The organism is Candidatus Streptomyces philanthi, assembly GCF_059553635.1.
Map to the genome: position 1 here is coordinate 1 of NZ_JCANQV010000069.1, position 23,376 is coordinate 23,376.

At 70.9% G+C, this 23,376-nt stretch carries 20 protein-coding genes; 12 read left to right on the plus strand and 8 right to left on the minus strand.

What is annotated here, in order from left to right; genetic code table 11:
• Nucleotides 1-83: 83 nt before the first annotated feature.
• Nucleotides 84-653, minus strand: a complete 570-nt coding sequence (cysC, locus tag AC51EU_RS11205) for an adenylyl-sulfate kinase (protein ID WP_496266665.1) — start codon at nt 651-653, stop codon at nt 84-86.
• Between the two features lie 409 nt (nt 654-1,062).
• Here cysC and AC51EU_RS11210 point away from each other — a divergent pair, with 409 nt between their 5' ends.
• From AC51EU_RS11210 to AC51EU_RS11225, 4 genes are all read left to right on the plus strand, one after another.
• Nucleotides 1,063-2,046, plus strand: a complete 984-nt coding sequence (locus AC51EU_RS11210; RefSeq protein WP_496266666.1) for a siderophore ABC transporter substrate-binding protein — start codon at nt 1,063-1,065, stop codon at nt 2,044-2,046.
• An 85-nt stretch (nt 2,047-2,131) separates the two neighbouring features.
• The gene (locus AC51EU_RS11215) at nt 2,132-3,094 is read left to right on the plus strand and encodes an ABC transporter permease (protein WP_496266667.1); all 963 of its coding nucleotides are present in this window, start codon (nt 2,132-2,134) and stop codon (nt 3,092-3,094) included.
• The gene (locus AC51EU_RS11220) at nt 3,087-4,133 is read left to right on the plus strand and encodes an iron chelate uptake ABC transporter family permease subunit (RefSeq protein WP_496266668.1); all 1,047 of its coding nucleotides are present in this window, start codon (nt 3,087-3,089) and stop codon (nt 4,131-4,133) included. Before AC51EU_RS11215 ends, AC51EU_RS11220 begins: the two co-directional genes overlap by 8 nt.
• Complete coding sequence (locus AC51EU_RS11225; RefSeq protein WP_496266669.1) at nt 4,130-4,888, plus strand: iron ABC transporter ATP-binding protein; 759 nt, start codon at nt 4,130-4,132, stop codon at nt 4,886-4,888. Before AC51EU_RS11220 ends, AC51EU_RS11225 begins: the two co-directional genes overlap by 4 nt.
• A gap of 198 nt (nt 4,889-5,086) precedes the next feature.
• Here AC51EU_RS11225 and AC51EU_RS11230 read toward each other — a convergent pair whose 3' ends face one another.
• On the minus strand, nt 5,087-7,216 hold the full coding sequence (locus tag AC51EU_RS11230; RefSeq protein WP_496266670.1) for an endo-beta-N-acetylglucosaminidase: 2,130 nt from the start codon (nt 7,214-7,216) through the stop codon (nt 5,087-5,089).
• Nucleotides 7,217-7,863: 647 nt separating this feature from the next.
• Here AC51EU_RS11230 and AC51EU_RS11235 point away from each other — a divergent pair.
• Together AC51EU_RS11235 and AC51EU_RS11240 are read left to right on the plus strand one after the other, a co-directional pair.
• Nucleotides 7,864-8,949, plus strand: coding sequence for a proline racemase family protein (locus tag AC51EU_RS11235; protein ID WP_496266671.1), 1,086 nt, complete (start codon nt 7,864-7,866; stop codon nt 8,947-8,949).
• Nucleotides 8,946-9,920 (plus strand): ornithine cyclodeaminase family protein, encoded by a 975-nt coding sequence (locus AC51EU_RS11240; protein ID WP_496266672.1) that lies wholly within the window; start codon nt 8,946-8,948, stop codon nt 9,918-9,920. Before AC51EU_RS11235 ends, AC51EU_RS11240 begins: the two co-directional genes overlap by 4 nt.
• Nucleotides 9,921-10,086: 166 nt before the next feature.
• Here AC51EU_RS11240 and AC51EU_RS11245 read toward each other — a convergent pair whose 3' ends face one another.
• Both AC51EU_RS11245 and AC51EU_RS11250 read right to left on the minus strand, forming a co-directional pair.
• The gene (locus AC51EU_RS11245) at nt 10,087-11,883 is read right to left on the minus strand and encodes an acyl-CoA dehydrogenase family protein (RefSeq protein WP_496266673.1); all 1,797 of its coding nucleotides are present in this window, start codon (nt 11,881-11,883) and stop codon (nt 10,087-10,089) included.
• A 290-nt stretch (nt 11,884-12,173) separates the two neighbouring features.
• Nucleotides 12,174-13,085: an alpha/beta fold hydrolase gene (locus AC51EU_RS11250; RefSeq protein WP_496266674.1), complete on the minus strand. Its 912-nt coding sequence runs from the start codon at nt 13,083-13,085 to the stop codon at nt 12,174-12,176.
• A gap of 107 nt (nt 13,086-13,192) precedes the next feature.
• Here AC51EU_RS11250 and AC51EU_RS11255 point away from each other — a divergent pair, with 107 nt between their 5' ends.
• The 3 genes from AC51EU_RS11255 (at nt 13,193) to AC51EU_RS11265 (ending at nt 16,105) form a co-directional block, all read left to right on the plus strand.
• Entirely contained in the window at nt 13,193-13,831 is a 639-nt protein-coding gene (locus tag AC51EU_RS11255) for a TetR/AcrR family transcriptional regulator (protein ID WP_496266675.1), read from the plus strand.
• A gap of 104 nt (nt 13,832-13,935) precedes the next feature.
• Nucleotides 13,936-14,583 carry a response regulator transcription factor gene (locus tag AC51EU_RS11260; RefSeq protein ID WP_496266684.1) on the plus strand — a complete coding sequence of 216 codons (648 nt, stop codon included), beginning with the start codon at nt 13,936-13,938 and terminating at the stop codon, nt 14,581-14,583.
• A 304-nt stretch (nt 14,584-14,887) separates the two neighbouring features.
• Entirely contained in the window at nt 14,888-16,105 is a 1,218-nt protein-coding gene (locus AC51EU_RS11265; protein ID WP_496266676.1) for a sensor histidine kinase, read from the plus strand.
• 93 nt (nt 16,106-16,198) lie between these two features.
• Here AC51EU_RS11265 and AC51EU_RS11270 read toward each other — a convergent pair whose 3' ends face one another.
• The gene (locus AC51EU_RS11270) at nt 16,199-16,567 is read right to left on the minus strand and encodes a VOC family protein (protein ID WP_496266677.1); all 369 of its coding nucleotides are present in this window, start codon (nt 16,565-16,567) and stop codon (nt 16,199-16,201) included.
• Between the two features lie 167 nt (nt 16,568-16,734).
• Here AC51EU_RS11270 and AC51EU_RS11275 point away from each other — a divergent pair, with 167 nt between their 5' ends.
• Nucleotides 16,735-17,898 (plus strand): serine hydrolase domain-containing protein, encoded by a 1,164-nt coding sequence (locus AC51EU_RS11275; RefSeq protein ID WP_496266678.1) that lies wholly within the window; start codon nt 16,735-16,737, stop codon nt 17,896-17,898.
• A gap of 57 nt (nt 17,899-17,955) precedes the next feature.
• Here AC51EU_RS11275 and AC51EU_RS11280 read toward each other — a convergent pair whose 3' ends face one another.
• Genes AC51EU_RS11280 through AC51EU_RS11290 form a run of 3 tightly spaced genes read right to left on the minus strand, consistent with a single transcriptional unit; the run spans nt 17,956 to nt 20,762 of the window.
• Nucleotides 17,956-19,158, minus strand: coding sequence for a cytochrome P450 (locus AC51EU_RS11280; RefSeq protein WP_496266679.1), 1,203 nt, complete (start codon nt 19,156-19,158; stop codon nt 17,956-17,958).
• 34 nt (nt 19,159-19,192) lie between these two features.
• Nucleotides 19,193-20,563, minus strand: a complete 1,371-nt coding sequence (locus AC51EU_RS11285; protein ID WP_496266680.1) for an NAD(P)/FAD-dependent oxidoreductase — start codon at nt 20,561-20,563, stop codon at nt 19,193-19,195.
• A complete protein-coding gene (locus tag AC51EU_RS11290) occupies nt 20,553-20,762 on the minus strand; it encodes a ferredoxin (RefSeq protein ID WP_496266681.1) in 210 nt (69 codons plus the stop codon). The genes AC51EU_RS11285 and AC51EU_RS11290 overlap by 11 nt, the downstream gene beginning before the upstream one ends.
• A gap of 517 nt (nt 20,763-21,279) precedes the next feature.
• Here AC51EU_RS11290 and ctaD point away from each other — a divergent pair.
• Both ctaD and ctaF read left to right on the plus strand, forming a co-directional pair.
• A complete protein-coding gene (ctaD, locus tag AC51EU_RS11295; RefSeq protein WP_496266682.1) occupies nt 21,280-22,971 on the plus strand; it encodes an aa3-type cytochrome oxidase subunit I in 1,692 nt (563 codons plus the stop codon).
• A complete protein-coding gene (gene ctaF, locus AC51EU_RS11300) occupies nt 22,968-23,363 on the plus strand; it encodes an aa3-type cytochrome oxidase subunit IV (RefSeq protein WP_496266683.1) in 396 nt (131 codons plus the stop codon). Before ctaD ends, ctaF begins: the two co-directional genes overlap by 4 nt.
• Nucleotides 23,364-23,376: the final 13 nt, after the last annotated feature.

The window sequence follows — 23,376 nt, forward strand, 5'->3', positions numbered from 1 at the left end:
GTGCACCGCCTCCGACTCCAACACGTCCAGATGCGAGAGCACGTAGGGACTGCCGGTCGCCGGCCGGGCACCGGCCACGTCCGTCACGCCAGTCCCCGCTCGGCCAGCAGCGTCCGCAGCGCGTCCACCGACCGCTCCACGGACCGGCCCCGGGTGTCGAGCCTCAGGTCCGGTGCCTCGGGGGCCTCGTACGGGTCGTCCACCCCTGTCAGCCCGGTGATCTTCCCGGCCGCCTGCTGCGCGTAGAGCCCTTTCACGTCCCGTTCGGCACAGACCTCGACCGGGGTGGCGACATGGACTTCCAGGTAAGCGACGCAACTTTCCGCATGAAGTTTCCGGACCGCTTCCCGGCTGTCCGCGTACGGGGCGATGACCGGCACCAGCGCGAGAATCCCGTTCCGGGCCAGGACCGAGGCGAGCATTCCGGTACGCCGGACATTGAGGTGGCGGTCCTCCCGGCTGAACCCCAGCTCCGGCGAGAAGGTGCGCCGCAAGGTGTCACCGTCCAGCACCTCGACCCTTCGGCCGTCCGGCCGCAGCCTCGCGGCCAGGCCCTCGGCGAGGGTGGTCTTTCCGGAACTCGGCAGACCGGTCAGCCATACCGTCGCCCCGGGCCAGCAGCTGCAGAACGTGTGAGTCACCCTGTGGCTCATCTCATCACCCCTGAACGCACAACGCTGTCGAGGACACAGCGGACGAGAACGGAGTCGGATACGGGGCCGGACGAGCTTCCCGGCGCGCCGCGTCCTTCACCGTAGGCATCCGGTTGATCGCGGTCCAGGCGCCTTTGCACAGCGGGCGGAGACAGGGGGCGAGGTCGGCCAACCGACGCGGGCGGGGGAGCGTCGTGCCTGGTCACCATGGCTGTGGTGGGTCCGGAGGAGGGCGGGTCGCAGGTGTCCCGGACCCGGAGGAACGGCCCCAATCCCGCGATTCGGCAATGAGTGGATCAACAGTTCCAAAATTTAGGTTAGGCTAAGCAAAGTCATTCAGGGGTAGTCAGTGGTCGGCGCTGCAGGAGGGGGCATTGCCGGCCGCCCGTCAGACCTAGGAGTCACCGTCGTGCTTTCCACACGTTTTCGTAAGACCTTCGCCGTCACCGGCACGATCCTGTGCGCGGGCGCGGTGCTGAGCGCCTGCGGCAACGACAAGAAGTCCGACGAGGGCAAGGGCAAGGACACCGTCTCGGTCGCGACGAGCAACGGCGAGATGAAGGTGCCGCACAAGCCCGCACGGGTGGTCGCGCTGGACAACACCTCCTTCGCCACCCTCAAGGCGTTCGGCGTCAAGCCCGTCGCCGTGCCGAAGCCGCTGCTCCCCAAGAAGGGGTTCGAGGACTGGAAGAACGACTCCTCGATCGCCGACGCCGGTAACCACCGCGAGCCCAAGTTCGAGGCCATCAACGCCGCCGAGCCGGACCTGATCATCGGTGGCTACCGGTTCGCCAGCCACCAGGACAAGCTGTCCAAGATCGCGAAGACCGTGGACGTCGCCCCGTCCGACGAGGCCAAGGGCGGGTACGTGAACTCGCTCAAGTCGCAGACCGAGGTGCTGGGCAAGATCTTCGGCAAGGAGGACAAGGCCAAGGAGATCGTCGACGCGCTCGACAAGGCCAAGGGCGCCGCCGCCGACGCCACCAAGGGCGAGAAGGTCTTCCTCGGCGTCGTGACCGCCGGAAAGGTCGACAACGGCGCCAGCCGCATCGGCCGGCTCATCGAGCCGCTGAACCTGAAGAACGTCCTCAAGTCCGACGGCGAGCAGAGCACCTCCGTCCACAACGACTCCGGGCTCGCCCCCGAGACCATCGCCCAGCTCAACCCCGACTGGATGATCCTGATGGACCGCGACGCCGCCGTGGCCGAGCCGGGCAAGGAGGCCGTCGCCGCGAAGAAGCTGGTCGACGGCATGGAGGCATGGGACAAGACCACCTTCCGCAAGAAGGGCCAGGTCGTCTACCTGCCGACGGACTTCTACGTGACCGAGGGCGCCCAGGCGTACACCGACGCCTTCAACCAGGTGGCGACCGCCTTCACCAAGGCCGGCTGACCCCCTCCGCCCCCGCGCCGGCGCGGGCACCCTGCCACCACGGCACGGGTGCCCGCGCGCCGTCCGTTACCCCCTCGGAAACCGCATGCGCAAACTTCCGCTCGCACTGGCCACCCTGTGTGTGCTGGCGCTGATCGCCGCCTCCCTGCTCGTCGGTGGCTACCACATCGACATACCCTCCTTGTTCACCGACCCCGACGCCCGGAGCATGTTCTTCATCTCCCGGGTGCCGCGCACGCTCGCGCTCGTCTTCGCCGCCGCGGCGATGGCCGTGTCCGGCGTGGTCATGCAGATGCTCGTACAGAACCGGTTCGTCGAACCGACCACCACCGGGACCAGCGAATGGGCGGCCCTGGGCATTCTGCTGCTCACCCTGTACCTGCCGGCCGCGCCGGTGATGGTGAAGATGATCGTGGCGAGCCTGTTCGCCTTCGCGGGCGCGCTCGTCTTCCTCGGCGTACTCCAGCGCATCGCCCTCAGATCGCAGGTCATCGTGCCGATCGTGGGCATCATGCTGGGCACGCTGGTCAGCGCGGTGACGCTGTACATCGCCAACTCCACCGAGCTGCTGCAGATGCTCGCCGCCTGGCGCTCCGGCGGCTTCAGCTCCGTGGTGCGCGGCAACTACGAGCCGCTGTGGGTGGTCGGGCTCATCGTCGTCGCGCTCTACTTCGCGGCCGACCGTTTCACCATCGCGGGACTCGGCAAGGACGTGGCCACCAGCCTCGGCCTGCCCTACAAGCGGATCATGTTCGCCGGCATCACCATGGTCGCCCTGGCGACCGGTGTCACGGCCGTGGTGGTGGGCTTCATCCCGTTCCTGGGACTGATCGTGCCCAACCTGGTCTCCCTCGTACGCGGCGACGACGTACGGAGCAACCTCCCGTGGGTCGTGCTCAGCAGCGTCGCCCTGATGATCGCCTGCGATCTCGTCGGACGCGTCGTGGTGTTCCCGTTGGAGATCCCGGCCACCGTGGTGCTCGGTGCGGTCGGGGCGACCGTGTTCGTCGTGATGATCCTGCGTCAGCGAGGTAAGGCGTATGTCTGAGACTTCCGCGACGGCCACCGAGGCCCCCCAGAGCCCACCGCCCGCACCCGCCGCACAGACCCCGCCCGCCGGGGACGGCGTACGCCGGGGACTGCCGGTCGGCGCGCGGATCGGCATCATGGCCGCCCTGACCGCCGCCGCCGTGGTGTGCTTCCTCTTCCTCTTCGTCCAGGGCTCGTTCGACTTCGCCATCGAGCGGCGGCTGACCATGCTCGGCGCGATGGTCGTGGCCGCGTTCGCGCAGGCCGTGGGGACCGTGGTCTTCCAGACCATCACCCACAACCGCATCCTGACCCCCTCGGTCATGGGCTTCGACTCCGTCTACACCCTGATGCAGACCCTGATGGTCTTCGTCTTCGGCGGCAGCGTCCTCGCCGCCACCGACGGACTGCCCAAACTCATCACCCAGACCCTGCTGATGGTCGCCTTCACCACGCTGCTGTTCCGCTGGCTGTTCTCCGGCAGCCACGCCAGCATGCAGGTACTGCTGCTGGTCGGCGTGGCACTCGGCCTCGCCTTCACCAGCCTGTCCCTCTTCCTCCAGCGGCTGCTGTCGACCGCCGAGTACGACGTGCTCTCCGTCCGGCTGCTCGGACGGCTCGGCAGCGCCGAGGCGTCCTACCTGCCGCTGGCCTTCGCGGTGTGCCTGGTCGCGGGGACCATCCTCTGGCAGCGGCGGCACCGCCTCGACACCCTGCTGCTCGGCCGTGACGCCGCGACGAACCTGGGCATCGACCACAAGCGCGAGATGACGCTGATGCTGGTGGTGATCGCCGTACTGGTCTCGCTGTCCACGGCGCTCGCGGGCCCCATGACCTTCTTCGGGTTCGTCACCGCGCTGCTCGCCTACCAGATGGCCGGCACCCACCGGCACTCCGTGGTCATGCCGCTGGCCTTCCTGATCGGGCTGTTCACCCTGGTGGCCGGGCAGTTCATCATGGAGCACGTCTTCTACGCCTCCGGCATGCTCACCGTCGTCATCGAATTCCTCGGCGGGGCGGTCTTCCTCGTCCGTCTGCTCCGGAAGGGGACCCTGTGATCGAGTTCACCGACATCCGCAAGGCGTACGGCGAGCATGTGGTGCTCGGGCCGGTCTCCGGCCGCATCCCGGCCGGCGGCGTCACCTCGCTGGTGGGGCCCAACGGCGCGGGCAAGTCCACCCTGCTCACCATCCTCGGCCGGCTCGCCGAACCGACCTCGGGCACCGTGACCGTCGACGGCCTCGACGTGCACCGGGCCAAGTCCCAGGACGTGGCGCGGGTGCTGTCCGTCCTGCGGCAGGAGAACCACTTCACGGCCCGGGTGACCGTACGGGAACTGGTGTCGTTCGGCCGCTTCCCGCACTGCAAGGGGCGTCTGACCGCCCAGGACGTCGCCCACGTCGACGAGGCGCTCGACTTCCTCCACCTCGGCGACCTTCAGCACCGCTACCTCGACCAGCTCTCCGGCGGCCAGCGCCAGCGCGCCTACGTCGCCATGGTGCTGGCCCAGGACACCCAGTACGTCCTGCTCGACGAACCGCTCAACAACCTCGACATGAAGCACTCCGTGCGCATGATGAGCCAGCTCCGCCGCGCGGCCGACGAACTGGGCAAGACGGTCGTACTGATCATCCACGACATCAACTTCGCCGCGATGTACTCCGACCGCATCATCGCCCTGCGCGACGGACGCATCGCCGCCTCCGACACGGCGGAGGGCATGATGCGCCCGGAGATCCTCAGCGACGTGTTCGACACCCCCGTCCAGGTCCACGAGGTGGACGGCAGGCGGACGGCCCTGTACTACCGCTGACGCCCGCCCGCGACACGCGGCCCACCGACGAGGTCCCGCCCGCTTTCTGTGGGCGGGACCTCGCGCGTTCTGGCTGCTGCGACCGGTCCGGACAGCCCGACTGCAAGCCCTTTCACCTGTCTGCCGATACGCCTGACAGCTTCTTGCAGACCCCGGCAACGGGGGAGGGCGGCCGGTCCGGTCAGGTCCCTCGCGGCATCACGTCCAGTGGACGCGGGCCGTCGCGGGGGCGGAGCGGGTGCCGTCGGGGGCCACCGCCACCAGGGACAGGGACGTCGCGGCCTCCTTGCCCTCCCGGGTCAGGGACTTGACGTAGTAGACCTCGTCGTAGACCCGGCCCAGCGGCTCCGGCGTACCGTCGGCGCGCTGCCGCCAGATGTCGTAGTACCACACGCCCTTGCCGGCCAGGTCCCACGCGAGGAACACCTCGGCGGTGGCGCCGGCGGCGTCGGGATGCGCCGCCTCGACCGTGAAACCGGTCGGACACGCCGGGGCGGCGGGCGTCCCGGAGGGCAGCAGCGCCAGCTCGCCCAGGTGAAGCCGGTAGGAGGGGGCCTTGACGGGGGACGAGACGCGGACGGCGAGGGCGGCGACGGTACGGCCCTTGAACCGGGTGAGCGGCAGGCTCACCGTCGTCCAGCCGGACCCCTTCGCCCGGCCCGCCGGGAGCCAGGCGAACGTGGTCGGGGCGTCCTCGAAGACCAGCCCCAGCTCCAGCCCGCTGTCCCGGCCGGGCCGGCCGGTACGGAACACCAGCCGGGCCTGCTCCCCGCCGCCGACGGCCAGCCGCGTCTTGAACAGCCGGACGGTGGTGGGGTTGCCGGGACCGAGCTCCCCGCTGATCAGCAGCGAACTGCCGCCGTCGTACGCGGCGTCGTGGTCGTAGTCGACACGCAGCGGAGCCCCGTCGCCGCCGCTGACCGCCCACCACTGCCAGGTGGGCAGCACGTCCTGGGCACCGGCGTTGTTCCACTCCCGGTCGGAGCGGGCGGTGCCGTCCAGGAAGAAGGCACGTCCGTGACCCGTGTTGAAGCGGGTGACGAAGGGGAACGCACCGATGACGGAACGCTCGGCTATGTAGTGGGCGACGCCGTCCCACTTGCGGTGGTTGTCCGGGTCGTTGGGCCTCCCGTTGTCCGGCCAGGGCGCGTACTCCGTACGGCCGGTGCGGGTGGGGTCCTCGTTCGGCCCCGACCAGTAGCGGCGTTCCCGTACGAAGGTGTCCCGCTGCTTGTCCGGATCGTCGCGGTCGGGGTTGTTCGCCCAGGCCATGTGCGTACCGAACAGCGCCCAGCTGGTGCGGGCCCGGCCGCCCTCGGGGAAGATCAGCCGGGTGTCGTAGGGCGGGTTGAAGCCGTACTTCTCGTTCTCCGTACCGAGATAGACCACCTCGTGGACGTCCATGCCGAGCCGCTCGGCCGTGGCCACCGAGGACGCGACACGGGACGCGTTCCAGGCGTAGTTGACGAAGACGCTGTGGTTGACGGCCTCGCCCTCGTTCCGCACCCAGGCGGCGTTCACGTGGTTGAACTGGTTCTGGTACGTGAGACGGCCGGTGGTGTCGATGGTGTCGTACCACTGGAGGTGGAACCCGGTCGGCGCCTTGGCGCGCAGATACTTCAGGAACGCCATCAGCCGCGTGGCGTCGGCCTGGGAGACGGACGCCTCCTGGTTGATGAAATACCCGTCGTAACCGAAGTACTCCGCCATCTCCACGAGCTTGTCGGCGACGACGAAGGAACCGTCGGAGCGCTGCTCCAGATACGCGGAGAACGCCCCCTCACGCGGCCAGAACCACCCTGCAAGAGATTTCACGCCGTTGCGGTGAGCGGCGTCGGTGTACGCGGGATTGGGCAGATTGATCAGGCCGTGCTCGGGCGTACTGGTCGACGAACCCCACACCGGCATCCCGTGCCAGGACGCGTACAGATCGCTGTACTGCCAGAAGCGCATCAGGCGGCGGGCGAACTGGTCGTTGTAGCGGTAGGCGGTGAAGAACGCGTTGTCGTAGTCGTACGACATGTTCATCACCCGCGCGTCCGAGGTCAGCGAGGGACGGGCCTGGGTGGCGGCGAACGGTGCGATACGGGTGGCCAGCGGCACCCGGGAACGGAAGTACTTGGCGTACGGGTCGCTCTGCGGCGTCCACGCCTTCAGCCCGGCGGCGTTGTAGCCGTGCATGTACGGTTGGTGCGGCGCACGCGCACGGCCCTCCTCCTCGGCGGCGTACGCGACACCGGTTCCGGGGCCGGCCAGGGTGAAGCCGCCGGCCAGGCCGACCGTCACCCCCGCCGCGCCGAGCATCCTGACGAACGTGCGTCGGTCCATTCCGGACCGTGCGGGCGAATCAGCCATCAACGACTCTCCTCCTGCGTGACACCCGCCGCATGACAACGCTGTCATGCAGGGTGGCTCATCTTTATCGGAGGGGAGATGGTGCGTCAATGTGCTTGTGTGGTTTGGGAGATTCTTGTGAGGGGATGTGGTAGGGGTGGGCGTGGGCTGGGGTGGTTGGTTGTGGACGAGCCGGACAGGGCGTACGTGGGTGCGTGGCGGTTGCGTGGGGGTGTTCGCGCAAGCCGTTCCGGGGAAGTGATGACGGCCTTTCGCAAGAGGTTTCCGCCGCTGGGGGCGGGAGGAGCGGTACCGGCGTCGTGCGGGGGCCTACGTGGTGACCGGGCGGCGCGTGCGAGTGGCTACCGTGCCGCGAACCCTTCGGCTCGTCCCGGGAGAGCGGAACGCGCCGGAGGCCGGCGGCCTTGGGACCGTCTGAATCCGGCCATCAACGTGCACCACCGACTCCATCGATGAACCCCGCCCCGTCCCCGTGTTTCCCGACCGGCCCGCACCACGGCCGTGACCCACGGCATCTCCGCACGACCGTGCCCTCACCGGGCGAGCCAGCCCCGCTCGCCCCATCGATACCGTCCGGCACCTCCTTGACCCCAACCACCTCTGCCTCGGAGGTCTCACCCGTGACCCGCACCGCCACCCACCGCCTCACGGCCGTCACCCCAAGCCCCGCCGTCACCGTGCGCACCACCGACTACCACACCGCGGGAGAGCCCTTCCGCATCGTCGACACGACCGCCGACGGCATGCCACCGGTCCCCGGGGACACCGTGGCCGAACGCCGCGCCACCCTCCTCGGGCCCCAGGGCCCCGGAACGCCCCCGCGCCGCAGCGCCCTGGACGACCTGCGCCGTCTCCTCGTCCGGGAGCCGCGCGGGCACGCGGGCATGTACGGCGGCTTCGTGGTGCCCCCGGACGACGACGGCGCGCATCTCGGGGTGCTGTTCTGGCACAAGGACGGCTACTCGACCGCGTGCGGACACGGCACGATGGCGCTCGGCGTCTGGGCCGTGGACTCCGGTCTGGTCGCCGCCCCCGACGACGGAAACGCCCAGGTCCGCGTCGATGTGCCGTCCGGCCGGGTCACCGCCACCGTCCACCGTGCCGCGGGCCGCACCACGGGCGTCACCTTCCGCAACGTCCCGGCCCGGGTGACCGCCCGCGAGGTGCCGGTCGTCACCACGCTGGGCACCGCCGAGGCCGACCTCGCGTACGCCGGTGCCTGCTACGCCTCACTCCCGGCCCGCGCCCTCGGCCTCACCGTCGACCGCGCCTCACTGCCGGAACTGGTCCGCGCGGGCCGGGAGATCCGCGCCGCGCTCGCGCACCACCCCGCCACCCGGCATCCGGACGAGCCCCTGCTCTCCGGGGTGTACGGGGTGATCCTCCACGAGGAACTGCCCGACACCCCCACCGGCCCGCACCAACGCAATGTCACCGTCTTCGCCGACGGCCAGATCGACCGCTCGCCCTGCGGCTCGGGCACCTCCGCCCGACTCGCCCTGCTGGCGGACGAGGGACGCCTGGACGCGGGCGCCGAACTGGCCCATGAGTCCATCGTGGGAACGATGTTCACCGGACGGACCGTCCCCGCCGCGAGCACACCGGACGGCCTGCTCACCGAGGTGACCGGAACCGCCCACCGGACCGGCGAGCATCTTTTCACCCTCGACCCGTACGACACCCTCGAAACAGGATTCCCGCTGTGAACACCACCCCTGACGCCACCCCGCCGCGCCTCCTCGACGCCGCGACGATCGAGTCCCTGCTCGGTCCGGCCGAAGCCGTCGACGCCCTGGCCGATGTCCTCCGTGACGGACTGGACCCCGAGTCCGGCCCGCAGCGGACCGCGGTGCCCGTACCCGGTGGCGAACTCCTGCTGATGCCCGCCGCCTCCCGCTCCTGGGCCGGGGTGAAGATCACCGGCGTGGTGCCCGGCAACCCGGCCCGCGGGCTGCCCCGCATCACCGGCAGCTATCTGCTCCTCGACGGCCCCACCCTCCGCCCTCTCGCCCTCCTCGACGGCGCCGCCCTCACCACCCTGCGCACCCCCGCCGTCTCCGCCCTGGCGGTACGTCACCTCACCCCGGCCGGACGCCCGCTGCGCCTGGCCCTGTTCGGCTCGGGCCCTCAGGCGTACGGACACCTTGAAGCCGTACTCGCCGTCCGGGACGTGGCGGAAGCGGTCGTGATCGCCCGGAACCCCGTGGCCGGCCGGAGCCTGGCCGTCCATGCCCGACGCCTCGGCGTCCCCCTCGCCCGCACCGGAACCGCCGAGGAAGTGGCCGAAGCGGACCTGGTCGTCTGCTGCACCACCGCCCGCGAACCCCTCTTCGACGGCCGCCTCGTCACCCCCGGCACCACCGTCGTCGCCGTCGGCTCGCACGAACCGGACGCCCGCGAGACCGACACCGAACTGGTCCGCACGGCCGAGCTCTACGTCGAGTCACACACCGCGGCCTGGCGCGAGGCCGGCGACCTCGTGATCCCCCGCACCGAAGGCGCCATCGGCCCGGACCACATCACCGGCACCCTCGCCGACCTGGTCACAGGACGACTGCCCACTCCGGGACAGGGCGGCCCGCCCCGCTTCTTCAAGAGCGTCGGCATGGCCTGGGAGGACCTGGCCGTCGCGGTGGCCGTGTACCGGGCGGCGGCGAGGGGCGATGGGGTGGGGTAGCGGCCGCGCTGTGGCTGGGCGGCCCTTGGCGGGCTCCCCCACAGGCCCGGACGTTGCCCAACCGGCTGCCGCCCCCGGAAACGGGGGGAAGACGACGTACGGGACCTGGCCCGGCTCCGCCTCGTACCACGTCCGACGGCGCTACGGGTTCCGCGCTCAACCGCTCTCACGGAGCCGCCAGCATCGGGAGGGACGCAAGATGCTCCTCCGGGACCCGGAAGGCCGACGTCAGGGTGGGCAGAAGGGGGGCGAGGCGGGAGACGAGAGCGTGCATGGTGTGGGGGAGGGCTCGTACCTGGTCGGTGGTGAGGCATCCTTCCGCAAGTAGCTGTCCGGTGCGTGGTTCGATGTGCCGGAGGAGGAACAGCGCGCAGAGGTCGTTGAGGGCGGTGTGGGTTGGTGCGTGGGTGACGCCCGTGGACGCTGTGGTGAATGCGTCCGCGGCCAGGCCGATGATGTAGGTCTCCACCAGGTTCAGGGCGGCGGTTGAGGCGTTGTTCCACCGGCCCAGGGTGTCCGTTCCGGTCGCTGATCGGAGGAGTTCGCGGGAGCTGAGATGCCACCGGCGCTCGGACGCGGTCATCAGCCGGCGCAGGAAGCGCGGGTCGGTGAGGGGTTCGGTGCCGGTGGCGGGTTCGGTTTCCGGGGCGAGTTCATGGCCGAAGATCATCTCGGAGGCGGCCTTGCACCAGATCGCGAGGTTGTCCCCTTCGGCGGTGATCGCTCCGTCCGCGTTCGCGGGGAACTCCGCCAGGCCGTTCACCGGGAACAGGGCCCGGGCGCCGCAGCGCTCCCGGCTCTCGATCGTGATGTCGCGGGCCTGCCAGGTGATCCAGCCCTTGGCCACGGCCACCAGTCGTTCGACCTCGGTCCGGTCCTCGGGGCCGTGGGTGAGCCAGCGTTCGGTGACCGCGCGGTGCAGGAACGTCATGGCGTACGCGGTGGCCACGCGGTGGAGCAGGGGAGTGTGGTGACTCCTGTGCGCGGCGAGGGGGATGCGCTGTCCGGCCACCGGGCCCGCGATGGTACGGGTATGGGCGTAGCGCACGGCGATGGCCAGTGCGGCGCGGCATCCGCCGAGGGTGGCCGCGCTCATGCAGAGCTTGCCGGTGGTGACGCGGCGGAGGGTGTGCAGAACCCTTTTTCGGGGGCTGCGTACCGAGCTGATGAGTTCGCCGTTCGGCATCAGCCGCCCGTGCGCGCCCTGCACCAGTGCGGTCCGGGGCAGCCGTAGCCGGTCGAAGCTGGTGACGCAGTGGTCCACGGGGCTGCCGATGCGCTCGGGCAGCTCCTCCACGGTGACGCCCGGGAGCGTGCCCCGGTGGTCGCTCAGCGGGGTGAGGAAGAGGAACACGCCGTGGTCCTGGTCGTCGGTCAGAAGGCGGGCCGCGACGAGTCCGGTTTTGGGGCCGCCGCAGGGACTCGTATTGGGCATGAATTTCCGGGCACCCGCATGCGGAGTGTGCAGGACGAACTCGTCGCGCCGCCGGTCGTAGCGCGAGGTGGTCTCCAGCGCGGCGACGTCGTTGCCGTGGGCCTGCTCGGTGCACAGAAAGGTGCCGGTACGGGCGAGTGCCACGTACGCGGAGAGATCGCGGGGCGGCGACTGTTCGTCGTCGAGCAGGCTGCCGAGAAAGAGGTTGTAGTGAATGCCGGTCACGGTGGCCGTCGCCCCGTCGACCACCGCCAGCCACTCGTGCACCGCGGCCAGACCGCGCGGGTCCCTGGCGAGGTGCCCGGGGCGGGCCGTCGCCGCGTTGACCGCGCGCAACCGTTCATAGGCGAGCTGCCAGCGTTGGTGATCCGGAAGATCGCGGCGATGACGGAACAAGCCGGTGGCGATCAGCCCGCGCCACTGACCGTGCGCGTCGTCGGGCCCGTCCTGGAAGAGGAGTTCGGCGAGTCGTTGGCCGTCGGGAGCCGGGTCCTCGCCTGTGGTGGCGGCATCGGTGGTGAAAGGCATGTCATGTCCAACGACGGTTCCTTGTAAGCGGAACCACCGCAGTCACACTGATATGGAAAGGTTATGTACAGATCAACGGAGTGAGGGGGCGGCCGGTCCCGGGGCGTTCGTGAGAGTCGTCAAGCTGCGCGGCAGGCCGGTTTGAGCAAGGACGGCCTCCGTCGCTGACCGCGCGATCTGACCGACCGCAAGCTCCCTTCGCCTGCCGCATCCTGAGGTGTCTGCGGGGCAGGTGGGGTCTCCCCCTGCACCGCAGACACTCCGCCTCGGCTCTCCGGGACTCCCGGTGTTCAGTCCACGGAGTCCATGAATTCCAGCATCCGCCGGTTGACCTCGTCCGCGTGGTCGATCTGCGGTCCGTGGCCGGTGCGGGAGATGATCTCGGCCCGGGCGCCCGGTATCAGGCGGGGGACGCGTTCCTTCTGCCGCTGCGGGTGTACGAGGAGGCTGCGCCTGCCGAGGACGAGGTAGAGCGGGGTGCGGATGGTGGACAGTTCGGCGTCGGACAGCGGTAGCGGGGCGGGGCGGCGTATCCGGAAGGCGCGGACGCCCAGTCTGACCATGGCACGCAATTCCGGTACGACGAGGACCGGTTGTTCCAGCCAGGCGGCCAGTCGTGGGCGCAGTGCCTTGGGGGCGAAGGTCGCGAAGAGGCTGACGAAGATCCAGATGAAGAACCGCAGTCCGACCTTCTCCAGGCCGCCGGGGTCGAGCAGGGTGGCCGAGGCGAGGCGGTGGGGCTTGCGGTGGGCCTGGTTCAGGGCGAGCCATCCGCCGTAGGAGGAGCCGACGAGGTGCACGCGGTCGAGGTCGAGTCCGGCCAGTGTCTCGTCCAGCCACTGCGCCGCGTGGGCGGGGCGGTGGAGGGGGCGGCGCTGGACGCTGCGTCCGGCGTCGCCCGGGGTGTCGATCGCGTAGACCGGGCGACCGGCGCTGAGGGCAGGGGTGTTCGGGTACCACATGGCGGAGCAGGAGCCCGCGCCGTGCACCAGGACGACGGGGGTGCGGGACGCTGCCGCGGGGTCCGTGGGGCCGTACCGGTAGACGTGGGTGGTGCCGAAGGAGGTCTCCACATCCGTTTCCGCGAGCGCGGGAGCTCCCAGCGCGTAGACCGCGTCGCAGGCCGCGAAGTAGCGGTCCCGCCGGGCGTCGCTCACATAGCGGCCCACGTCGGCCGGGGTGCGGGGCGTGGTCTTGGGCACGGCCACCTCCTGGGTCGGTTTTCGTGGTACGAACGTATCATGATGTTGGTACGGGCGTATCATCAAAGGGTCCTGGCTGGGGGGAACGACGAGCGGAGGCAGGCCCGATGCCCAAGCGGGTGGACCACGAGGAACGGCGCGCCCGGATCGCCGAGGCGCTTGTCCGGGTCGCCGGACGACGCGGACTGCATGCCGTGGGGATGCGCGAGGTGGCGGCGGAGGCCGGTGTCTCGTTGCGGCTCGTCCAGTACTACTTCGAGACCAAGGAGAAGTTGCTGCTCCACGGCCTGCAACGGCTTGCGGAAAGTTTCGGGGAACGCGTCACCGCCGAGGTCCGGGCCGCGGGGGACGGTCCGGGGCCGCGCGCCGTGATCGAGGCCCTGCTGAGGGCGGCCCTGCCGACCGACGACGACAGCCGCACCTTCCACCACCTCTACACCGCGTACGCCGTGCTGGCCGTCACCGACGAAGCGCTCGCCGCCCAGCCGTTCATCAAGAACCCCGACGCCGCCGAGCACACACTGACCGGACTCCTCCGGCAGGCACAGGAAGCGGGCCTCACCCACCCCGGCGTGGAGCCCCGGCGGGACGCGATCGGTCTGCTCGCCATGTCCGCGGGACTCGGCACCGCCGTCCTCGTCGGCCAGCGCGGCCCGGAGTCCGCCGCCGAGGTCCTGGACCACCAACTCGACAGGATCTTCCGGGAGGGCGGGGGAGCCTCCTTGCGCGAACGGGTGCGGCGGTGACCTCGGGGAACGGCATCCGTCGTCAGGAGCGCCATCGCCCCCGGTGGACGAGGGGCGCTTCTGGTTGGATGGGATGACGGTCGGCCGTGAGCAGGGGGTATGGAGTGCGGGTGGTCATCGCCGAGGACTCGGTGATTCTTCGTGACGGCATGGTCGAGCTGCTGACGGCACGGGGCTGTCATGTCATCGCCACAGCGGGCGACGCCGACGAGTTGCTCACCGCGGTGGCCGCGGACCCGCCCGATGTCGCCGTCGTCGACATCCGTATGCCCCCGACCCACACCGACGAGGGGGTCCGTGCGGCGCTCCGCATCCGCGCGGAGCACCCGGACGTGGCCGTCCTCATCTTCTCGCAGCACGCCCAACCGGCCGTGGCCGCACGACTGCTCGCCGGCGACGCGTCCGGTATCGGCTATCTGCTCAAGGAACGGGTCGCCGCGACCTCCGACTTCATCGACGCGCTGCGCCGCGTCGCGAAGGGCGGCGTCGCCCTCGACCCGGACATCGTCCAACGCATGCTCAACAGCCGCCCACGCCGCCTCGACCGGCTGACCGTCCGGGAACGCGAGGTCCTGGACCTCATGGCCCAGGGCCACTCGAACCGCTCCATCGCCTCCCTGCTCGTCATCACCGAACGCGCGGTGGAGAAGCACACCGCGGCCGTGTTCACCAAGTTCGACCTCCCGCCCACCGACGCCGACAACCGACGCGTCAAAGCGGTCGTCGCCTACCTCCAGGAGATCGGACCGTGAGGCCGGGGTAGGGCGGTGCCGTCCGGCGCGCCTCCCACGGCCGAGCGCGGCGCGTCGGTGCGGGCGGGGGACCGCGCGTCGAGGGGCGGATATCCGAACCCCGGACACGGGGGCCCGCACGGTGGCGCGGCGGCGGCGCACGGCACAGGATCGGATCACGCCGTTGAGTGCGGTCCGCCCCACCAGCCGGGCGGCCGGGCCGGGGAGCCGCGTTCCGCCGGCCGCCTCCGGCACGGCCTCAAAAGGCCCGGGAACCGGCCGCCCCCGCACCGCAACAGCTGAGGCGTACGACGACAGGAGCACTGTGAAGCGATGGACGGTACGGCCGCGTGAGGTCGCCCACGCCCTCGTCGGGCTGCCTCTCTCGCTGCTGGGGACCGCCTACGTGCTGGCGGTCCTCTACGTAGGGGGCCTGCTCTCGCTGACCCTGATCGGTCTGCCGCTTCTCGCCGTGGGGCTGAGGGGCGCGCGCCTGCTGGGGCGGGGCCACGCCCGCCTGGTCCGGGCCACGCTGCACGAGCCGGTCGACACCCCGGAGAAGCAACCGCCCGCTGCCGGACTGCTCCCGTGGATCGCCAACGGCCTTTCGGACATGACCGCTTGGCGCAGCATGCTGTACCTGGTGCTCCGACTCCCGATCGATGTCTGCGCCTTCGTGGCCGCTTTGGGACTGCCTGCCATGGGCGTCTGGGCGTTTGTCTGGATGGTTCTCTTTCACCCCGGCCCCTGGCGGGGCGTCGTCACCGCGCTGATCGGCCTGGCCGTACTGGCACTCGCCCCGCTCGCGCTCCGCGCGACGACGGCACTGCACCGTCTGCTCGCCCGGACACTGCTCGGTCCCAGCGCCTCGCAGCAGCGGGTACGGACACTCGAACGGGCCCGCGGCACGGCCCTCGCCGAAGGCGCTCGCACCCTGCGCCAGATCGAACGCGACCTGCACGACGGAACGCAGGCCCACCTCGTCGCGATCGCCATGACGTTGTCGCTGGCCGCGGACGCCCTGGACGAGCAGCAGGCGCGCCCCCGCGCGCTGGTCGCCCGCGCCCGCACCCAGATGGACACGGCCATCGCGGAACTGCGGCGGCTCATCGACGGCATCAGCCCGGCCGCCCTCGACCGGGGCCTCGTGGACGCGCTGCCGCACCTGGCGGCACAGGCCGGTGTCCCCACCGAGGTCACCGTGGACATCACCGAGCGTCCGGACGAAGTGATCGAGCGGGTGGCGTACTTCTGCGTCGCCGAACTGCTGACGAACGTCTCCAAGCACAGCGGCGCCACCCGGGCATCGGTGGACGCACGGCTCACCGGCGACCTGCTGTCGATCACGGTCCACGACAACGGCTCCGGCGGCGCCAGGACAGGCGCGGGCAGCGGACTGCTGGGCCTGCGGGAACGGCTGGCGGCGGTGGACGGCACCCTGAGCATCGACAGCCCACCGTCCGGCCCCACCACAGCGGCCGTCGCACTCCCGCTCCGGATCTCCCACACGGCTTCGAGCACGCGTCTTCCCGCTCCGCGGTAGCCGTCTCCGTTCCGTGGCAGAGCAGCAGCCATGCGGATCGAGGACGTGCAAGGGCCCACCGGCCGACGCGTTTCGAGGGACGGGGCGCCTCCGTCACCCGTGACCGGTGTCGATGACACAAAAGCGGTTCCCGTCAGGATCGGCGAGTACGACGAAGTCGGCGTCGTCGGGACAGAGGTCCCAGTCGACGCGTCGCGCGCCGAGGGACACCAACCGCTCGACCTCGGCGGCCTGATCGGCCGCGTCCCCGGCGTACAGGTCCAGGTGGACCCGCGGGTGTTCCTGGGGCGGCGTCCGGCTGAGACCGAGGGCGATCTGCACCCCGGGCCCTTCCGCGGGTACCAGCACCACCCAGTCGTCCTCCGCCTCCTCGCGCGGGACATATCCCAGCGCTTCCCTCCAAAACGCGGCCGCACGCGCCACATCCGAAACACCCAGCACAACGGAACCGACTCTCAGCATGGGGCGATTCTGCCGGACGGACGGTGAAGCGACGGCGGAGCGACGAAACCGGCGCCGGCAATTCGCTCGTGACGGGCCGAGCGGCCGCCTTACGGTGACGCGGCCGGGGGGTGTACCCGGGCCGCCGTGTCCACGGCGCGTACGACGACCAGGGGAGAGGGAAGACGGTGGAGCAGTACCAAGGGGGAGCCGATGCGCGTTTCGGAGCCGTCGCCGACACCTTCGCGCGGAACTTCGCCGACTTTCCGGAGCTGGGAGCGGCCGTCGCGGTGTACGTCGGCGGGCGCAAGGTCGTGGACCTGTCGGGCGGGGTGGCGGACGAACGGACCGGGCGGCCGTTCTCCCCGGACACGGTCGTGCCGGTGTTCTCCTGCGCCAAGGGCATCGTGAGCCTCTGCGTCCACCTCCTCGCGCAGGAGGGGCGCCTCGACCTCGACGCCCCGGTGGGCCGCTACTGGCCCGGGTTCGCGCGGTACGGCAAGGAGGCGATCACCTGCCGTATGGTCCTCGGGCACCGCGCGGGGATTCCCGTCCTCGACCGGGTGCTCACCTTCGAGGAGATCGCCGCGTGGACCCCGGTGATCCGCGCGGTCGAGGAACAGAAACCCCTGTGGGAGCCGGGCTCGGCGTACGAGTACCACGGCCATGTCTTCGGGTTCGTGCTCGGCGAGGTGGTCCGGCGTCTGACCGGGACGTCCGTGGGCGCGTACTTCCGCCGGACGGCGGGCGGTCCGCTCGGGCTGCGGGCCTGGCTCGGGCTGCGGGCCTGGCTCGGGCTGCCCGCCGGGGAGATGGACGGGCGGGCCCGGCTCGCCGAGGCCCCGGGGCGGCCCGCGATGCCGGGTCCCGAGCATCTGCTCACCCGTATCGTGACGATGAACGGCGCGCTGGTCTTCCCCGGCCTGGACGAGCCCCATGGGTGGAACGACCCGGCGCTGCTGGGCATGCACCTGCCCGGCGCCGGCGCCGCGGCCTCGGCGAACGGGCTCGCCGGACTGTACGCGGCCGCGGTGACCGGCATCGGGGGCCGCGAACGGCTGCTCGCCCCGGGCACGGTGACGGACGCGGTCCGGGAGGTGTCGTCCGGGGAGGGGTGGCTGGGCTTCGACGCCGGGGCGCGGTGGGGCTCGGGTTTCCTGCTCGACTCGCCCGGGTTCCGGCCGATGCCGGGAGCGCGCAGCTTCGGCAACGACGGGGCGGGTGGCCAGTTCGCCTTCGGGGACGACGAGTACGGCATCGGCTTCGCCTATGTCGCCAACCGCATGATCGGCCACGGCGACGCCCGCGCCAACCGGCTGGTCGAGGCGGTGCGGAGGTGCCTGGAGGGCTGACGGGGCGGTCCGGGGACCCGTACGGGCTGAACGGCCGTCACCAGCCGTCCGCACACGTCACGCCGCGGCTCCCCACTCGACGGGCAGATGGCGCGGCCCGCGCAGCATGGCGTTGTGGCGGTACGGGGGCGGGTCCTGGAGCAGGGTCGCGTCGCCGAGGCGGGGGAGCAGCGCGGCGAGCGCCGTCCGGGCCTCGATGCGGGCGAGTGGCGCGCCGAAGCACAGGTGGATGCCGCCGCCGAAGCCGAGGTGCTGGTTGTCCTGCCGTACGGGGTCGAAGCGGTCGGGGTCGGGGAACCGGCGGGGGTCGCGGTTGCCCGAGGCCAGCGCCAGGACGACGGACGAGCCCTTGGGGAGGGTGGTGCCCGCGACGTCCACATCGGCGAGGGGGACGCGCCGTCGCATGTGGACCGGGGGCTCGTACCGCAGCAGTTCCTCCACGGCGCCGGGCAGCAGGCCCGGGTCGCGGCGCAGCCGCTCCAGCTCGTCGGGGTGGCGCAGCAGGGTGAGCACCCCGTTGGTGATCAGGTTGACGGTGGTCTCGTGGCCGGCGATGAGCAGGAGTATGGCGGTCTCCGCGAGTTCTTCGCGGGTGAGCCGCATGGCCGGGTCCGGTTCGTTGACGAAGGCGGAGAGCATGTCGCGGCTGGGGCGGCCGCGGCGCTGCTCGGCGAGGTCGACCAGGTACTGGCCCATGTCGGCCAGCGCCTGCTGGGTCGCCTGGTCCGGTACGGCTGCGGCCTCCTCGGGCTTGATGTCGGACGCCTCGACCAGTACGTCGGACCATTCCCGGAACAGCGGCTCGTCCTCGCCCGGCACCCCGAGCAGATGGCAGATCACCGTGACGGGCAGCGGGTAGGCGAAGTCGTCGACGACGTCGATACGCGTCCGGTCCCGGAGCCCTTCGAGCAGATCCCCGGTGATCTCGCCGATCCGGCCCCGCAGGGAGTCGACGAGCCCGGGGCTGTGCGGCGGGCCGAACGGCCGCATGGCCAGGGTGCGCAGCCTGTGGTGCTCGGGATCGTCGAGCACCAGGAACGACGGCTTCCCCAGCTCCGCCGCCGGGGCGAGGACGCGGGTCTCGGCGCTGATCCGCGGGTCGTGCAACAGGGCGTTGAGCGCGTGGTAGGTGCCGACCACATAGCTGCCGTCGGCCTGCCGTACGACGGGACCGGCCTCGCGGAGTTCCGCGTACAGCGGGTAGGGGTCGGGGCGGCTTGCGTAGTCGGTTATCCGTTCCAGCAGGGTGTCGGCGGGCATGGGGTTCGGCTCCTCGGGTTGGCTGCTGAGCGGGTCAGCCGGGCTGCACCGTGACCAGCCGGCGGTCCGGCAGATGGCCGGTGAGCGCCACGGTGGGACCGTGGGAGAGCCCCTTGGGGTCCGGCACGTCGGAGGGAACCGGGATCTCGGCCGCGAGCGGGCGGTCCGCCGCGCCGGGCGCGGGCGGGAACGGGGCCGCGGTCGCGATCAGGTGCTCGTAGTACTCCAGGGACTTGGCCATGTTGACGGTGACCGCGGCGGTGACCCGGCCCCGGTAGCCGTACACGACCGCCAGACGGCCCGATTCCAGCGTGCCCTGGGCGATGACGATCTGGTCGGAGAAGGTGGGGACCCCCACCGACTTGATGTTGTGCCCGAACTGGGTCGACCAGAACGTGGGGAGCGTCAGGTGCGGGCGGCGCATCGGCCCCGGATTGACCATGTTGTGGGCCGCCACCTCGGCCTGCGCCACCGCGTTGCCCCAGTGCTCCAGGGAGAGCAGCTGGTAATCGTAGAGCGGGTGCGGGAAGCGGGAGACGTCGCCGGCCACGAAGACGTCGTCGGTGACGATCCCGTACATGTCGAAGGCCCGGCACCCGGCGTCACAGGCGACACCCCGGGGGCCCGCTGCCAGTCCCGCGTCGGCCAGCCACTCCACGTTGCGGACCGCCCCCAGCGCCGCGACGCACACCTCCGCGTCGACGCGGCTTCCGTCGGACAGGTCGGCGCCGGTGAACCGGCCGTCGGCGTTCCCGCGCAGCGCGGCGACCGTCACCCCGCAGCGCAGGTCCACCCCGTGCTCCCGCTGCATACCGACCGCGAGCTTCGACAGGGTGCCGCCGAGCGCGCCCACCAGGGGCGCGGGCCCGCGCTCCGCGACCGTCACCTCGATGTCCCGCTCCCGGCAGGCCGAGGCGACCTCCGATCCGGTGAAGCCGGCACCGATCACCAGGACGCGCCGCGGTCCGGCGTCCAGATACCCGGCGAGACGTGCGGCGTCGTCGCGGGTGCGCAGCGTGAGCACCCCGTCCAGGGCGGCCTCCTCGGGGCGGGGCCAGGGGCGCGCCCGGGTCCCGGTGGCGATCAGCAACCGGTCGTACGGCAGTGATTCGCCGTCGGCCAGCGAGACGCGCTTGGCGATGGGGTCCAGGCCGGTGGCGCGTACCCCCAACCGCCAGTCGGCTTCCGGGTCCCGGCGTACGGGGAGTCCGGTGGTGTCCGCCGCCGCGAGACCGAGCAGCACCTGCTTGGACAGGGGCGGCCGGTCGTAGGGCGGGTAGGGCTCGTCGCCCACCACGGTCAGTGAGCCGGTGAAGCCCTCCTCGCGCAGGTGCTCGGCGGCCCGCAGTCCGGCCAGGGACGCGCCGACGACGACGATCCGCCCCTCGCCGAGGTCACGGGTCACCGGTGCTCACCTCCTCGCCCGCGAGGATGGCCCGGACCGGGCACGCCGCCACGGCCTCGTGTACGCGTTCCTGCTGGTCATCGGGGACCGACGGGGCGTACAACAGCCCTTCCTCACCGTGCAGCCGGAACACCTCCGGCGCGAGGAACACGCACTGCGCATAGCCCTGGCAGCGCGTGAGGTCGACAACGATCTGCATCCCCACCACTCCCTCGGTCGCCCCCCTCCTTCTCAGGATGGGGGAAGAAGCAGAGGCTCGCGAGGTCGGCGGTGTCCCTGTGGCGGGAGCGGCTATTCAGGGGCAGCGGCAGGCGGTACGCCCCGTGGGCGCGGTGGTCAGGCGGCCGGTTCCCGCAGCGCCTTGTGGTGCCGCACGGGCGGGGGACGGCGTACGAGGACAAGGGCGAGGGCGGCGGTGCGGTCACGATGTCGTGACACCGCGAACGGCCCCGGGCCTCGTACGCGCCGTCATGAGGTCTTCCCGACGCCACTCCGGTTGTCCCGAAGTGGCGTCCGGTCTAATCGGGACGGACCGGCGTTAACGGGGCCGGTCCTCCGGGAACCGTTCTGCCCGGAGGACCGACGCACGGCACCCGTACGGGCCCACCGGGCGCGGTCGGCCGTACGGCCCCGGCGTCTCCCCGGCGCGACGAGGACGGGCCGCCGCGCCCGGCAGGACACCAGGGAACCCACGCTCCGTGCCACAGGGAGTACCGATGACGCGACTCGCGCCGGTCGCGAGCGACCGGGGCCGGGAGGAGACGCGCAGCGTCACGACCGGCCGCCGGATCCTGGGCTGGCTCACCACGACCGACCACAAGGTCATCGGCTCGATGTACCTGGTGACCGCCTTCGCCTTCTTCCTGCTCGCCGGGCTGCTGGCCCTGCTGATGCGCGCGGAACTGGCACGGCCGGGCCTCCAGTTCCTCTCGAACGACCAGTACAACCAGCTGTTCACCGTGCACGGCACCGTCATGATGCTGCTGTTCGCCACGCCCACGTTCGCCGGATTCGCCAACGCGGTGATGCCGCTCCAGATCGGCTCACCGGACGTGGCGTTCCCCAGGCTCAACGCGCTCACCTACTGGCTGTTCCTCCTCGGCGGCCTCATGGTGGTCTCCGGATTCCTCACCCCGGGGGGCGCCGCCTCGTTCGGCTGGTTCGCCTACGCCCCGCTGAACGGCCCGGTCTTCTCACCCGGCAAGGGCGGCGACCTGTGGACGATGGGCCTGGTGGTCGCCGGCCTGAGCACCACCTTGGGCGCGGTGAACTTCATCGCCACCATCGTCTGCCTGCGCGCGCCCGGGATGACGATGTTCCGGCTGCCGATCTTCACCTGGAACGTGCTCTTCACCTCCGTACTGGCACTGTTCGCCTTCCCGGTGCTGACCGCCGCGCTCCTCGTACTGGAGGCGGACCGCAAGTTCGGGGCCCATGTCTACGACGCCGCGAACGGCGGGGCGATCCTGTGGCAGCACATGTTCTGGTTCTTCGGCCACCCCGAGGTCTACATCGTGGCCCTGCCGTTCTTCGGCATCGTCACCGAGATCATCCCGGTGTTCAGCCGCAAACCCGTCTTCGGCTACATCGGGATGGTCGGCGCGACCATGGCCATCACCGTGCTGTCCGCCGTGGTGTGGGCCCATCACATGTTCGCCACCGGAGCGGTTCTGCTGCCCTTCTTCTCCCTGATGTCGTTCTTCATCGCGGTACCGACCGGAGTGAAGTTCTTCAACTGGATCGGGACCATGTGGAAGGGCAGTCTCTCCTTCGAGACCCCCATGCTCTGGAGCACCGGATTCCTCGTCACCTTCCTGCTCGGCGGGCTCAGCGGCGTACTGATCGCCTCCCCGCCCCTCGACTTCCACGTCACCGACTCCTATTTCGTCGTCGCGCACCTGCACTACGTGCTGTTCGGAACGGTCGTGTTCGCGATGTTCGGCGGGTTCTACTTCTGGTGGCCCAAATGGACCGGCAGGATGCTCGACGAACGCCTCGGGAAAATCCATTTCTGGACCCTCTTCCCCGGCTTCCAGACCACCTTCCTCGTCCAGCACTGGCTCGGCGAGAGCGGTATGCCGCGCCGGTACGCCGACTATCTGCCGAACGACGGGTTCACCGTCCTGCACACCGTCGCGACCGTGGGCGCCCTGCTCCTGGGCGTCTCCACCCTCCCCTTCCTGTACAACGTGTGGCGCACCGCCCACCGGGCACCCCGGGTCGGGACGGACGACCCCTGGGGCTTCGGCAGATCCCTGGAGTGGGCGACGTCCTGCCCGCCGCCGCGGCACAACTTCGTCACCCTGCCCCGGGTACGGTCCGACTCCCCGGCCTTCGACCTCCACCACCCGGAGACCGGCACCGCCCCGCCGGCCGGACCGGTCGCCGGACGGCGGGAGGGCCCGTGAGGACCGAGACCCTGCTCTTCGCGGGCGTCGCCTGCTTCTTCGGCGGGACCGCGTTCTGGTACGGCTGGTGGTCGGGGCGCGAGCCCGCCGGCACGGCGGCCCTGATCGTCGCCTTCCTCATGAGCGCCCTGATCGCCCTCTTCCTCCAGGTGCAGCACCACAAGCACGGCGACCGCCCCGAGGACGAGCCGGGCGCACCGGTACGCCGGCGCTCCGGGACCGTCGGCTTCTTCCCGCCCAGCAGCGCCTACCCGCCCCTCACCGGCCTGGGCTGCGCCGTGGCCGCCCTCGGCGTCGTCTTCGGACTCTGGCTCTTCCTGCTCGGCACCGTCCTCCTGGCCACCGGCGTCGCCGGCTTCGCCTTCCAGTACGTCCACCGGAAGGACACCTGACAGTCCCTAGCCC

Bases quoted from the DNA above. Each gene is read 5' to 3' on its own strand.
- cysC (WP_496266665.1), bottom strand. From the start codon at position 653: ATGAGCCACAGGGTGACTCACACGTTCTGCAGCTGCTGGCCCGGGGCG.
- AC51EU_RS11215 (WP_496266667.1), top strand. From the start codon at position 2,132: ATGCGCAAACTTCCGCTCGCACTGGCCACCCTGTGTGTGCTGGCGCTG.
- AC51EU_RS11220 (WP_496266668.1), top strand. From the start codon at position 3,087: ATGTCTGAGACTTCCGCGACGGCCACCGAGGCCCCCCAGAGCCCACCG.
- AC51EU_RS11230 (WP_496266670.1), bottom strand. From the start codon at position 7,216: ATGGACCGACGCACGTTCGTCAGGATGCTCGGCGCGGCGGGGGTGACG.
- AC51EU_RS11245 (WP_496266673.1), bottom strand. From the start codon at position 11,883: ATGCCTTTCACCACCGATGCCGCCACCACAGGCGAGGACCCGGCTCCC.
- AC51EU_RS11255 (WP_496266675.1), top strand. From the start codon at position 13,193: ATGCCCAAGCGGGTGGACCACGAGGAACGGCGCGCCCGGATCGCCGAG.
- AC51EU_RS11270 (WP_496266677.1), bottom strand. From the start codon at position 16,567: ATGCTGAGAGTCGGTTCCGTTGTGCTGGGTGTTTCGGATGTGGCGCGT.
- AC51EU_RS11280 (WP_496266679.1), bottom strand. From the start codon at position 19,158: ATGCCCGCCGACACCCTGCTGGAACGGATAACCGACTACGCAAGCCGC.
- AC51EU_RS11290 (WP_496266681.1), bottom strand. From the start codon at position 20,762: ATGCAGATCGTTGTCGACCTCACGCGCTGCCAGGGCTATGCGCAGTGC.
- ctaD (WP_496266682.1), top strand. From the start codon at position 21,280: ATGACGCGACTCGCGCCGGTCGCGAGCGACCGGGGCCGGGAGGAGACG.